Here is a 12,702-nt window from a genome sequence, read left to right as displayed (position 1 = left end):
CACCCGACCAACCCAACGCTTCCTCCGGCACCGGGAAGCGTGGTGGGCGCTGGCGTGGATGCAGCGATGGACCGCACGCCGCTGATGGCTGAGCCGATCCATGCCAACGCCCCAGGCACGGGCCAGATCAGGCCCGGCCCGGTCACCGCCGGCATGGCCAAGGCCGGCGAACAGCCCGACCAACGCCGCGCGCGTCTGCTCGCCGAAGCCCTGGATGGCAGCAGCAGCGCCATTCTCATCTGCGACCTGCAATCGCGCCTGCTGTACGCCAACGACGGCTTCCAGCGCATGTTCGGCTACACCGAAGCCGAGCTGGTCGGTCTGCGTCCCTCCGATGTCCTGACCCGCGCGCAAAGCGACCAAAGCGAGGTCGCTCGCGTTCGCGATCGCGCCGATGCCTTGCAGCACACCCGTGCCGACCTGCTGGTCTATCGCAAGGACGGCACGCCGCTGTGGATCTCGCTGAACTTCAACCCGATCTACGACGCCAACCACGCTCCCTCGCATTACGTGGCGGTACTGACCGACATCACCGACACCAAGATGCACGAGGTGTTGCAGCACCGCGTGCTGGAGGCCCTGGTGCAGGAACGCCCGTTGATCGAGGTGATGACGCTGATTTGCACCGAGGTCGAACGCATCGCACCGGATGTGCTGGCCACGGTGATGAGTGCGGACAATCAAGGTCGCCTGCATTCGCTGGCTGCGCCCAGCCTGCCGCCCGAATACGCCGACGCAGTCAACGGCTTGAAGATCGGCCCGGGCACTGGCGCCTGCGGCACCGCGGCCTGGCGCGGTCGCGCCGTGATGGTGGAAGACATCGCCACCGACCCATTGTTCGAGGCATATCGCGACACGCTCTTGCCTTGGGGCCTGCGCGCCTGCTGGAGCACGCCGATCCGCTCCAACAGCGCGCGCGTGCTCGGCACCTTCGCGCTGTATTACCGCAAGCCGCAACGTGCCGATGCCTGGCATATGCGGCTCACCGATTTGTGCCAGCAGCTGTGCACATTGGCGCTGGAACGCGAGCAGATCCGCCAGCGCGTGCATCAACTGGCGTTCTACGACACGCTCACGGGCCTTCCCAACCGCATCATGTTCAGCGCGCGTGCCGAGCAGGCACTGACTCAGGCCGAATACGCCGGCGAACCGGCCGCGTTGATGTTCATCAACATCGATCGCTTCAAGCTCATCAACGATAGCCAGGGGCACGCCGCAGGCGATGGCCTGCTGCGTGATATCGCCTTGCGCGTCAACGACCAGATCACCGCCACGGCGATGCTGGCGCGGCTATCCGGCGACGAGTTCGCGCTCGCGCTGCCGCAATGCAGCGCAGAGCAGGCCAGTGCCGCCGCCGAGCGTTTGTTGGTCAGCATCGCCAGCCCGCTGCCGGTTGGCCATATGACCGTACATCCCTCGGCCAGTATCGGCGTGGCGATGTTTCCCGAGGATGGCCACGACATCAACATCCTGCTGCGCCATGCCGACTTGGCGATGAATCGCGCCAAGAAGGAAGGCGGTGGGCGCTTCCGCTTTTTCAGTTCCGACATGAACCGCATGGCGCAGGAACGCGTGGCCTTGGAGGCCGAGCTGCGCCAGGCCATTGGCCGCGATCAATTGCAGCTGCACTACCAGCCGCAGATGCACAGCGCCGCGCCGCATGCCCTGTATGGTGTGGAAGCGCTGCTGCGCTGGAATCATCCGCAACTGGGCGCGGTATCGCCGGCGCGGTTTCTGCCGGTGGCTGAAGAGCAAGGCATGATGCCGCAGCTCAACGCCTGGGTACTGCGACGTGCCTGCGAACAGGTCGCGGACTGGCGCCAGCGTGGCGTGCCGGTGGCGCGCGTGTCGGTAAATCTGTCGGCAAGCGGCTTCGAAAGCCCGCGCATGCTTCCCGACCTGCTGCAGCTGATCGCCGAACTGGGCGTGCAGCCGTCCGATCTGACCCTGGAATTGACCGAAAGCGTGATGCTGTCCGGGCAACCGGGCGTGCTGGAAAACCTGCACGCCATTCGCGAAGCCGGCATCTCGCTGTCGCTGGACGATTTCGGCACTGGCTATTCCAGCCTGAGCCACTTGCATCGCCTGCCGATCGACGAACTCAAACTGGACATGAGCTTCGTCCGCGATATCGAACACAGCGAAGACGCGCGCGCGCTCACCACCTCGGTGCTGCGCATCGGCGAGCACCTGCGCAAGCACGTGGTCGCCGAAGGTGTGGAAAACGAAGCGCAGCGCCTGTTCCTCGCCGACCTGGGTTGCGAGGTGCTTCAGGGCTATCTGTTCTCGCGGCCGCTACCGGCCCAGGCACTGGAAGCCTGGCTGGGCGCGCAACCGTCATAACGCAACCGTCGAACGATCACCGCTTCGAACTTCCTTCCAGCCAGGAAAGGCGGGCCATGGCGTGGCAAGTCATGAGGCTCCTCCTGCAGAAGAGCGGCGCTGCAAGCCCTTCCCTACGAAAGCGGGCTTTAAGCCCCTCTCCCCGCGGGAGGGGGTTGGGGTGCGGGTACGGCCAAGCACGTATCGCGCCGACGCCGTACCCGCATCCGCCCCGCGGGCACCTTCTCCTCCATAAAGGAGGAGAGTGTCCCGACCGGAAAAGGGAAACATCATCCTGACAACTGCGGCGCTTCAGCCATCTCCAACGAGAGAGAGCCTCAAGCCCGCCTCCTGTCCGTAAAAAGTGAGGCGGCGAGAAGGAACCAGTCGCCTCATCCCACGTCGGGCGAGGTCATTACCCTCATCCCACTCGCATCAGCTCCACCTCGGTCTCACCCACCGTCCGCTTCAGCCATCCCAGCAACTGCGCGTTGACGAAGGCCGGGTTTTCCAGCGAGGCGATATGGCCTGCGTCCGGGATCAGCTCGTAATCGCAACAGATTGCCTCGGCCATCATCCACACCTCTTCGGGCGGGCGCGGAATGTCCTCGGCGCCACCGAGCAGGAAGGTGTTGGCCGGTTCCAGCGCGGACAGGGCATCCAGGCGGTCGGCTCGGCCGAAGATCAGCCGGCCCAGCGGCACGATGGATGCGCGCAACTGCTCGGCCGACATCGCCGCCAGACGCTGCGCGAAGGCGGCCGGCAATGCCGAGCTCAGATCGATACCAGGGCGGAAGAAGATCGGCACGATCGCCTCGATCAGCGCAGGCGTCACCTGCCCGGCCGTCTCGATGGCATCAAGCAGGCCGAAATAGCGCGCACGCGTGGCGGCTGGCTCGGCGCCCAGGAAAGTATCCATCAACACCAGGCTGCGCACGCGCTCCGGCGCCATCAGGGCAAGCTCGGCGGCCCACATGCCGCCCACCGACAGGCCGACCACCGCGCACTGCGGCAACTTCAGTGCGTCCAGCAGGGCCAGCATGTGCCCGGCAAGATCGCCGATCTGCTGCGTGCCGTGCGGCAACGGACCTGACTGCCCGTGTCCCCATAGCTCGGGAACGATGACCTGGTAATGCTGCGACAGCGCCTGGATCTGCGGCTCCCACATCGCAGCGTCCCAGAGATAACTGTGGCCGAGCAAGACCGGGAAACCGCGGCCATGTTGCGTGTAATGCAGGGTTTGACCGGAGATTGTGCAAGTGGGCATGGGCATCAACGGGCAGTGGTAGAGCGGCGGGACTCTAGACCTGCGCACTTCAGATTTTTGTTGCAATGCCACAATCCAGTCAGCTGGTATTTGCTTTAACGCCGGGCATCGTGACGACTACACGAAACCATTGCCCGAAAAGCGAAATGCCCGGCAGTGCCGGGCATTTCGGGACAGCAAACCTGCCGGAAGAATCAGGCGGCGACGGTCTCTGCCACGTCCTGATATTCCTGGATCTGATCGAAGTTCATGTAGCGGTAGATCTGATCGCCACTGGTCTTGATCACGCCGACATCCGCCATGTACTCGTCCTTGGTCGGAATGCGGCCCAGGCGCGAGCAGATTGCCGCCAGTTCCGCCGAGCCCAGGTACACGTTGGTATTGCGGCCCAACCGGTTCGGGAAATTACGCGTGGAGGTCGAGAACACCGTGGCGCCCTCGCGTGCCTGCGCCTGGTTACCCATGCACAGCGAGCAGCCCGGCATTTCCATGCGCGCACCGGCCGCGCCGAAGGTGCCGTAATGGCCTTCCTTGGTCAGCTCGGAGGCGTCCATCTTGGTCGGCGGTGCCACCCACAGGCGGGTCGGGATGTCGCGCTTGCCTTCCAGCAGCTTGGCCGCGGCACGGAAGTGACCGATGTTGGTCATGCACGAGCCGATGAATACTTCGTCGATGGCCGCGCCGGCCACTTCCGACAGCGTCTTCACGTCGTCCGGGTCGTTCGGGCAGGCCACGATCGGCTCATGGATATCGGCCAGGTCGATCTCGATGACCGCCGCGTATTCGGCGTCGGCATCGGGCTGCAGCAGCTGCGGGTCAGCCAGCCAGTCTTCCATCTTCTTGATGCGGCGGCCCAGGGTGCGCGCATCGGCATAGCCCTCGGCAATCATCCAGCGCAGCAGGGTGATGTTGCTGGTCAGGTACTCGATGATCGGCGCCTTATCCAGGTGCACGGTGCAACCGGCCGCCGAACGCTCGGCCGAGGCGTCGGAGAGTTCGAACGCCTGCTCCACCTTCAGGTTCGGCAAGCCTTCGATTTCCAGGATGCGGCCGGAGAAGATGTTCTTCTTGCCCTGCTTGGCCACGGTCAGCAGGCCCTGCTTGATCGCGTACAGCGGGATCGCGTTGACCAGGTCACGCAAGGTCACGCCCGGCTGCATCTGCCCCTTGAAGCGCACCAGCACGCTCTCGGGCATGTCCAGCGGCATCACCCCGGTGGCGGCGGCGAAGGCCACCAGGCCGGAGCCGGCCGGGAACGAAATGCCGATCGGGAAGCGGGTGTGCGAGTCGCCGCCGGTGCCCACGGTGTCGGGCAGCAGCATGCGATTGAGCCAGCTGTGGATCACGCCGTCGCCCGGACGCAGCGAGACGCCGCCGCGGGTGGAGATGAACTCGGGCAAGGTGTGGTGGGTCTTGACGTCCACCGGCTTCGGATAGGCGGCGGTGTGGCAGAACGACTGCATCACCAGGTCGGCCGAGAAGCCCAGGCAGGCCAGGTCCTTCAGCTCGTCGCGGGTCATCGGGCCGGTGGTGTCCTGCGAACCCACCGAGGTCATCTTCGGCTCGCAATAGGTGCCCGGGCGCATGCCCTGGCCTTCCGGCAGCCCGCAGGCGCGGCCGACCATCTTCTGCGCCAGCGAGAAGCCCTTGCCGGTGTCCGGCGGGTCCATCGGCAGGCGGAACAGGTCCGACGCCGGCAGGCCCAGGAATTCGCGCGCCTTGGCGGTGAGGCCACGGCCGACGATCAGCGGAATGCGGCCGCCGGCGCGCACTTCGTCGAACAGCACCTCCGACTTCATCGCGAACTCGGCGATCACCTGTCCGTCCTTCAGCGCCTTGCCGTCGTACGGACGCAGCTCGACCACGTCGCCGTGCTCCATCTGCGAGACGTCCAGCTCGATCGGCAAGGCGCCGGCATCTTCCATGGTGTTGTAGAAGATCGGGGCGATCTTGCTGCCCAGGCACACGCCGCCGAAGCGCTTGTTGGGGATGTACGGAATGTCCTCGCCGGTCCACCACAGCACCGAGTTGGTCGCCGACTTGCGCGAGGAACCGGTACCGACCACGTCGCCCACGTAGGCCACCAGATGGCCCTTGGCCTTGAGGTCGGCAATGGCCTGGATCGGGCCGCGCTTGCCGTCTTCTTCCGGCTCGAACGCCGCGCCGTCGCGCTTGTTCTTCAACATGGCCAGCGCATGCAGCGGGATGTCCGGACGGGTGGTCGCATCCGGCGCCGGCGACAGGTCGTCGGTATTGGTTTCGCCCGGCACCTTGAACACGGTCACGGTCAGGCTCTGCGGCACTTCCGGCTTGCTGGTGAACCACTCGGCATCGGCCCAGCTCTGCAGCACGGCCTTGGCGTGCGCGTTACCGGCTTGCGCCTTTTCCTGCACGTCGTGGAACGCATCGAACACCAGCAAGGTGTGCTTGAGCGCTTCGGCGGCAGTGGCGCCCAGCTCGGCGTTGTCCAGCAGGTCGATCAGCGGCTGGATGTTGTAGCCGCCCAGCATGGTGCCGAGCAGCTCGGTGGCGCGGGTGGGGCTGATCAGCGCGGTGGTCTCGGTGCCGAAGGCAACCGCGGCCAGGTACGAGGCCTTGACCTTGGCAGCGTCGTCGACGCCGGCCGGCACGCGCTGGCTGAGCAGCTCGACCAGGAATTCTTCCTCGCCAGCCGGCGGAGCCTTCAACAGCTCGATGACCTCGGCGGTCTGCTGCGCGGTCAGCGGCAGCGGCGGGATACCGAGCGCGGCGCGCTCTGCAACGTGGTGGCGATAGGCTTCCAACATGCGGGTTCTCCAAAAAAGCAGCGGTGAAGGTGGTAAAGCGCGAACGTGGATCAGGGTGCGGGTTTGGGAACGATGATCTTCAAACCCTTGAAGTAATCGCGGAAGAAGCCCTCGTCGCGGGTGATCAACCCGTCGCACTGGAGCATGGCGTGGGCGCCGATCAGGAAGTCGGCCACCACCCGCTCACGCTTGCCGCCGCGCGCGCGAAAGCGCTTGTTCATATGGCCGGCGCGCACTGCCGCCGCTTCCTGGGTGGCCTCGTAGCGCACGCCGATCGAGGCCAGGGTTTCCATCAGGTCGACCTGGGTGTCGAGCATGGCCAGCACCTCGGCCACCACCGCGTCGCAGACCACCACTTCGTCGCGCGCCAGCGCGTCGCCGATGCAGACCTCCGACACTTCGCCATAGACCGGGTCGCCGATCAGGATGTCCAGCAGGACCGAGGAATCCAGGGCGATCATGGGTCGAACGGATCCCCGGGGGCGCGGCCACGGATCACGCGCATGGCCGCATCGGTGCTGGTCAGGCCGTCGACCAGCTTGAACTTGCCGCGCACCTTGCGCAGCGCCTCGCTGACGTCCTTGCGCAGGATGATGCGCCCGCCGTCGAGCTCGATCTTCAACGTGGTGCCCTTGGTCAGGCCCAGGGCATCGCGCACGGCCTTTGGCAGCGTGATCTGTCCGCGTTCGGCAACGGTGGCTTCCATGAGCATGCTCCAGAAAGTATGCACACATGATACGTACTTGCACCGCCCTACTCAAGTTGGCAGATCGGTCTGGACACACCGTACGTACACACTGAATCGCTCAGAATGGGCACCTACCTAAAGCCTTCGATGCCATAGGAGTGATGCATGAGCGATTCCTTTTCCACTCGCACCTCACTTGAGGTTCACGGCAAGCGCTACGCGTACTACAGCCTGCCGAAGCTGGGCGAACGCTTCGATATCGGCCACCTGCCCTATTCGATGAAGATCCTGCTGGAGAACCTGCTACGTCATGAAGACGGCGGCGTGACCGTCGGCAAGGACCACATCGAAGCGGTTGCCAAGTGGGACCCCACCGCCGAGCCCGATATCGAAATCGCCTTCATGCCGGCGCGCGTGGTACTGCAGGACTTCACCGGCGTGCCCTGCGTGGTGGACCTGGCCGCCATGCGCGATGCGGTGGTCAAGCTCGGCGGCAATGCCGACCAGATCAACCCGCAGATTCCCTCCGAACTGGTCATCGACCACTCCGTGCAGGTCGATGTATTCGGCAAGCCGGACGCGCTCGACCTCAACGGCAAGATCGAATTCCAGCGCAACCAGGAACGCTACGGCTTCCTGCGCTGGGGCCAGAAGGCGTTCGAGAACTTCAAGGTGGTGCCGCCCAACACCGGCATCGTGCACCAGGTGAACCTGGAAAACCTGGCGCGCGTGGTGATGAGCGCCGAGAAGGACGGCACGCTGGTCGCCTACCCCGACACCGTGTTCGGTACCGACAGCCACACCACCATGATCAACGGCATCGGCGTGCTGGGCTGGGGCGTGGGCGGCATCGAGGCGGAAGCGGCCATGCTGGGGCAGCCGTCGTCGATGCTGATCCCGCAGGTCGTGGGCTTCAAGCTCACCGGCAAGTTGCCCGAGGGCGCCACTGCCACCGACCTGGTGCTGACGGTCACCCAGATGCTGCGCAAGCTCGGGGTGGTGGGCAAGTTCGTCGAGTTCTATGGTGACGGCCTGCAGCACCTGCCGCTGGCCGACCGCGCCACCATCGGCAACATGGCGCCCGAATACGGCGCCACCTGCGGCATCTTCCCGGTCGATGAGGAGTCGCTGACCTACCTGCGCCTGTCCGGCCGTAGCGAGGAGCAGATTGCATTGGTCGAGGCCTATGCCAAGGCGCAGGGCCTGTGGCACGACGCCACTACCCCGCCCGCCCGATACAGCGCCACGCTGGAACTGGACATGGGCCAGGTCAAGCCGTCGCTGGCCGGCCCCAAGCGCCCGCAGGACCGCGTGCTGCTGGAAGACATGCAGTCCAACTACCGCGAAAGCCTCAAGCCGTTCGCCGATGCGCGCAGCAAGAAGCTGGCCGATCTCAAGCAGGAAGACCGCCTCAAGAACGAAGGTGGCGGCGGCACCGCCGTCGGTGCGAAGGCGTCGCAGGCAGAAAGCGCCGGCGCCAGCGGTGCGGGTTGGCAGCTGCGCGATGGCTCGGTGGTCATCGCCGCAATCACCTCCTGCACCAACACCTCCAACCCCGCGGTGATGCTGGGCGCCGGCCTGCTCGCGCGTAACGCGGCGGCCAAGGGCCTGAAGGCGCAGCCGTGGGTCAAGACCTCGCTCGGGCCAGGTTCGCGCGTGGTCACTGACTATCTTGAAAAGGCCGGCGTGCTCACCGACCTGGAAAAGCTTGGCTTCTACGTGGTGGGCTACGGCTGCACCACCTGCATCGGCAACTCCGGCCCGCTGCCGGAAGACGTGTCTGCGGCCATTGCCAAGGACGATCTGGTGGTGACCTCGGTGCTGTCGGGCAACCGCAACTTCGAAGGCCGCGTACACCCCGAGGTCAAGATGAATTATCTGGCCTCGCCGCCGCTGGTGGTGGCCTATGCCATCGCCGGCACCACCGACATCGACCTCACCACCGAGCCGCTGGGCACCGGCAGCGATGGGCAGCCGGTGTATCTGCGCGACATCTGGCCGAGCAACAAGGAAATCGGCGACACCATCGCCGCCACCGTCGGCCCGGAGATGTTCAAGCAGAACTATGCCGACGTGTTCAAGGGCGACACGCGCTGGAACACCATCGCCTCGCCCGATGGCGCGCTTTACGCGTGGGACGAAGCCTCGACCTACATCAAGAACCCACCCTACTTCGACGGCATGACCATGCAGGTGGGCAACGTGGACGACGTGCACGGCGCACGCATCATGGGCCTGTTCGGCGATTCGATCACCACCGACCACATTTCGCCGGCCGGCAACATCAAGAAGGATTCGCCGGCAGGCCGCTTCCTGCAGGAACGCGGCGTGCAGCCGGCCGACTTCAACAGCTACGGCAGCCGCCGCGGCAACGACGATGTGATGGTACGCGGCACCTTCGCCAACATCCGCATCAAGAACCTGATGTTCGGCGGCGAAGAAGGCGGCAACACGCTGTATTACCCAGCCGGTGGCGGCCAGCCGGAAAAGCTGGCCATCTACGATGCCGCAATGAAGTACAAGGCCGACGGCGTGCCGCTGGTGGTGCTGGCCGGCAAGGAATACGGCACCGGCTCCTCGCGCGACTGGGCCGCCAAGGGCACCAACCTGCTCGGAGTCAAGGCCGTGATCGCCGAAAGCTTCGAGCGTATCCACCGCTCCAATCTGGTGGGCATGGGCGTGCTGCCCTTGCAGTTCCTGGAAAACGAAAACGCACAGACGCTTGGCCTGGATGGCTCGGAAGTGCTGGACATCACCGGCCTGCAGGACGGCGCCAGCCGTCGTGCCACCGTCAATGCGAAAAAGTCCGACGGCAGCGTCAAGCAGTTCCAGGTCAAGGTGCTGCTGCTGACACCCAAGGAAGTGGAGTACTTCAAGCACGGCGGCTTGCTGCAGTATGTGCTGCGGCAACTGGCGGCACGCAAGGCAGCCTGACCACAGCGCGCATTGCGCTGCAACGATGCAACGCACTCCCGCCGCTCGGCGGGAGTGGCGTTTCCGGCCTCTCAAAAAAAACGGCGATCACGCGGCGGTGAACAAAGGACGCGTGCATCCCGACGTCGAACTGAATTCCCTCCCCCGCCGTTGGTGGTGACCGACGCCATCGCCGGCACACGGACATCGATCTCACCACCGAGATATTTGGCGCAGAAGAAGGCGGCAACAGGCTGCATTGCCCAGCCAACGGCAGCCAGCCGGAGGGCCACCTTCCACCTTGTCGCAACGCAACGGCGTCACCGGGCGATGCGCGCTTCGGCCAGATGCCTCACGCCCCCCATCCATGCCCTGGCGCCATGCGTCCGGCCGCACCAAGCGGCAGCCGCGCTCCACTGCATCTGCGCGGTCAACGCGCCGCCGGCACCCATTGCGCGTGGTACAGCTGCCAGTCGCTGCCCTGCAATCGCCAGCCGGTGGTGACCTGATAGGTCTGCGCCTGATCGGGCACCCAGCGCCCGTTGCCGCCGGTCAACAGCGCGGTGAAGCGCACCGTGGCGGTATCACCGCGCAGTGCCACATCGACCGGCCCCATGGTCACGCCGAGCTGTTGATTGCCCAGCATCTGCACTTGCATCAAGCGCCGTAACCCGGCGGCGTCCAGCCCATGTTCGCCAACAAAATCCTCGGCCACCGGCGCCATCGCATCGCCGATCTCGCGCGCCTCGATCGCCTGATGCATCTGCTCCAGCGTGGCGCGCAGACGTTGTTCCGGCGCAGCACGCGTGCACCCGAGCAAGACCAGCATGCAAAACCCCATCCACGCCAGGCGCCACGACACTTGAATGCTGCTCTGCATCACGCTTCGCCTTTTCCATCCATGACGGTATGCTGCCAGCTGTTGTAACGCCGTGGAACACACTGCGGCGCGTCGAGAACACCCTGGAGGGGGGCAGATGAATCAGGCACGTCCTTGGTTGCAAAGTTATCCGGCCGGCGTTGCCGCCGAAATCGATCTTGAGCAGTTCCGCACGGTGGCCGAGGTGTTTGCCACCTCCGTGAAACGCTTCGCCGACCGGCCTGCGTACCATAGCTTCGGCAAGACCATCACCTACCGCGAGGCGGACCAGCTGGTCGAGCAATTCGCCGCCTACCTGCTTGGCGAGCTGCAGTTGAAGAAAGGCGACCGCGTCGCCTTGATGATGCCCAACTGCCTGCAATACCCCATCGCGACCTTCGGCGTGCTGCGTGCCGGCCTGACCGTGGTCAACGTCAATCCGCTGTACACCCCGCGCGAACTCAAGCATCAGTTGATCGACTCCGGCGCCAGCGTGCTGGTGGTCATCGACAACTTCGGCACCACCGTGCAGCAGGTCATCGCCGACACGCCGGTCAGGCAAGTCATCACCACCGGCCTGGGCGACATGCTGGGCTTCCCGAAGGCGGCACTGCTCAACTTCGTGGTCAAGTACGTCAAGAAGCTGGTGCCCGATTACCGCATCAAAGGCGCGATTCGCTTCCGCGAGGCGCTGGCGCTGGGTCGCAAGCACCGCGTGCCGACGCTGCAGATCGAACCCGACGACATCGCTTTCCTGCAGTACACCGGCGGCACCACCGGCGTGGCCAAGGGCGCAATGCTGACCCACCGCAATCTGGTCGCCAACATGCAGCAGGCGCACCAGTGGCTGGCGGGTACCGGCAAGCTGGAAGAAGGCCACGAAGTGGTGATCACCGCGCTGCCGCTGTACCACATCTTCGCATTGACCGCGAACGGCCTGGTCTTCATGAAGATCGGCGGCTGCAACCACCTGATCAGCAACCCGCGCGACATGCCAGGCTTCGTCAAGGAGCTGAAAAAGACCCGCTTCACCGCGTTCACCGGCGTCAACACGCTGTTCAACGGGCTGCTCAATACGCCCGGATTCGATCAGGTGGATTTTTCCTCGCTCAAGATGACCCTTGGCGGCGGCATGGCCGTCCAGCGTTCGGTCGCCGAGCGCTGGAAGAAAGTCACCGGCCTGACCCTGGTCGAAGCCTACGGCCTGACCGAAACCTCGCCGGCCGCGTGCATCAACCCGATGGACCTGAAGGACTACAACGGTTCGATCGGCCTGCCGATTCCGTCCACCGATGCCTGCATCAAGGACGACGCCGGCGCGGAACTGCTCCTGGGCGAGATCGGCGAGCTGTGCATCAGGGGCCCGCAGGTCATGAAGGGCTACTGGAAGAAACCCGATGAAACCGCCAAGGTCATGGATGCCCAAGGCTGGCTGCATACCGGCGACATCGCGCGCATGGACGCACAGGGCTTCGTCTACATCGTCGATCGCAAGAAGGACATGATCCTGGTGTCCGGCTTCAACGTGTACCCCAACGAGATCGAGGACGTGATCGCCGAAATGCCCGGCGTGCTGGAAGTGGCCGCCGTGGGCGTGCCGGATGACAAGTCCGGCGAGATCGTCAAGGCGGTCATCGTGAAGAAGGACCCGGCCCTGACGGCCGATGATGTGAAGGCGCATTGCCGCGCTAACCTCACCGGCTACAAGCAGCCGCGGGTGATCGAATTCCGCAAGGAGTTGCCCAAGACCAACGTCGGCAAGATCCTGCGCCGCGAATTACGGGACGCGCCGAAGACGTAATACCGCTTATACCGCAGCCCGAAGGCGTTCAGCCTTCTTTGACGCCCGCATTGCCGCAAGGCCTTG

At 64.8% G+C, this 12,702-nt stretch carries 8 protein-coding genes and 1 pseudogene; 4 read left to right on the top strand and 5 right to left on the bottom strand.

The features are described 5' to 3' along the window. Window positions 1-54 precede the first annotated feature (54 nt). Window positions 55-2,343 carry an EAL domain-containing protein gene (locus tag ACDH77_RS09265; protein ID WP_372353897.1) on the top strand — a complete coding sequence of 763 codons (2,289 nt, stop codon included), beginning with the start codon at window positions 55-57 and terminating at the stop codon, window positions 2,341-2,343. A 400-nt stretch (window positions 2,344-2,743) separates the two neighbouring features. Here the strand turns inward: ACDH77_RS09265 and ACDH77_RS09260 are convergent, their stop codons facing one another. The 4 genes from ACDH77_RS09260 to ACDH77_RS09245 form a co-directional block, all read right to left on the bottom strand. Further along, entirely contained in the window at window positions 2,744-3,589 is an 846-nt protein-coding gene (locus tag ACDH77_RS09260; protein ID WP_039417609.1) for an alpha/beta fold hydrolase, read from the bottom strand. Window positions 3,590-3,783: 194 nt separating this feature from the next. Next, a complete protein-coding gene (acnB, locus tag ACDH77_RS09255) occupies window positions 3,784-6,375 on the bottom strand; it encodes a bifunctional aconitate hydratase 2/2-methylisocitrate dehydratase (protein ID WP_014090071.1) in 2,592 nt (863 codons plus the stop codon). 50 nt (window positions 6,376-6,425) lie between these two features. Then, entirely contained in the window at window positions 6,426-6,836 is a 411-nt protein-coding gene (locus ACDH77_RS09250; RefSeq protein WP_008571495.1) for a type II toxin-antitoxin system VapC family toxin, read from the bottom strand. Then, window positions 6,833-7,081: an AbrB/MazE/SpoVT family DNA-binding domain-containing protein gene (locus ACDH77_RS09245; RefSeq protein WP_003486316.1), complete on the bottom strand. Its 249-nt coding sequence runs from the start codon at window positions 7,079-7,081 to the stop codon at window positions 6,833-6,835. The genes ACDH77_RS09250 and ACDH77_RS09245 overlap by 4 nt, the downstream gene beginning before the upstream one ends. A gap of 147 nt (window positions 7,082-7,228) precedes the next feature. Between ACDH77_RS09245 and acnA the strand changes: the two genes are divergently transcribed. Together acnA and ACDH77_RS09235 are read left to right on the top strand one after the other, a co-directional pair. Beyond that, a complete protein-coding gene (acnA, locus tag ACDH77_RS09240; RefSeq protein WP_008571493.1) occupies window positions 7,229-9,997 on the top strand; it encodes an aconitate hydratase AcnA in 2,769 nt (922 codons plus the stop codon). 134 nt (window positions 9,998-10,131) lie between these two features. Continuing rightward, window positions 10,132-10,369 (top strand): annotated as a pseudogene (locus ACDH77_RS09235) (hypothetical protein); the annotation flags it as partial. 37 nt (window positions 10,370-10,406) lie between these two features. Here ACDH77_RS09235 and ACDH77_RS09230 read toward each other — a convergent pair. After that, complete coding sequence (locus ACDH77_RS09230; RefSeq protein WP_031422452.1) at window positions 10,407-10,856, bottom strand: hypothetical protein; 450 nt, start codon at window positions 10,854-10,856, stop codon at window positions 10,407-10,409. Between the two features lie 97 nt (window positions 10,857-10,953). Here ACDH77_RS09230 and ACDH77_RS09225 point away from each other — a divergent pair, with 97 nt between their 5' ends. Further along, complete coding sequence (locus tag ACDH77_RS09225; protein WP_071118597.1) at window positions 10,954-12,636, top strand: long-chain fatty acid--CoA ligase; 1,683 nt, start codon at window positions 10,954-10,956, stop codon at window positions 12,634-12,636. The last annotated feature ends 66 nt before the right edge of the window (window positions 12,637-12,702 follow it).

The organism is Xanthomonas axonopodis pv. maculifoliigardeniae (assembly GCF_041519315.1).
Lineage (GTDB): Bacteria > Pseudomonadota > Gammaproteobacteria > Xanthomonadales > Xanthomonadaceae > Xanthomonas > Xanthomonas euvesicatoria.
This window is presented reverse-complemented; position numbering and strand designations above follow the sequence as displayed.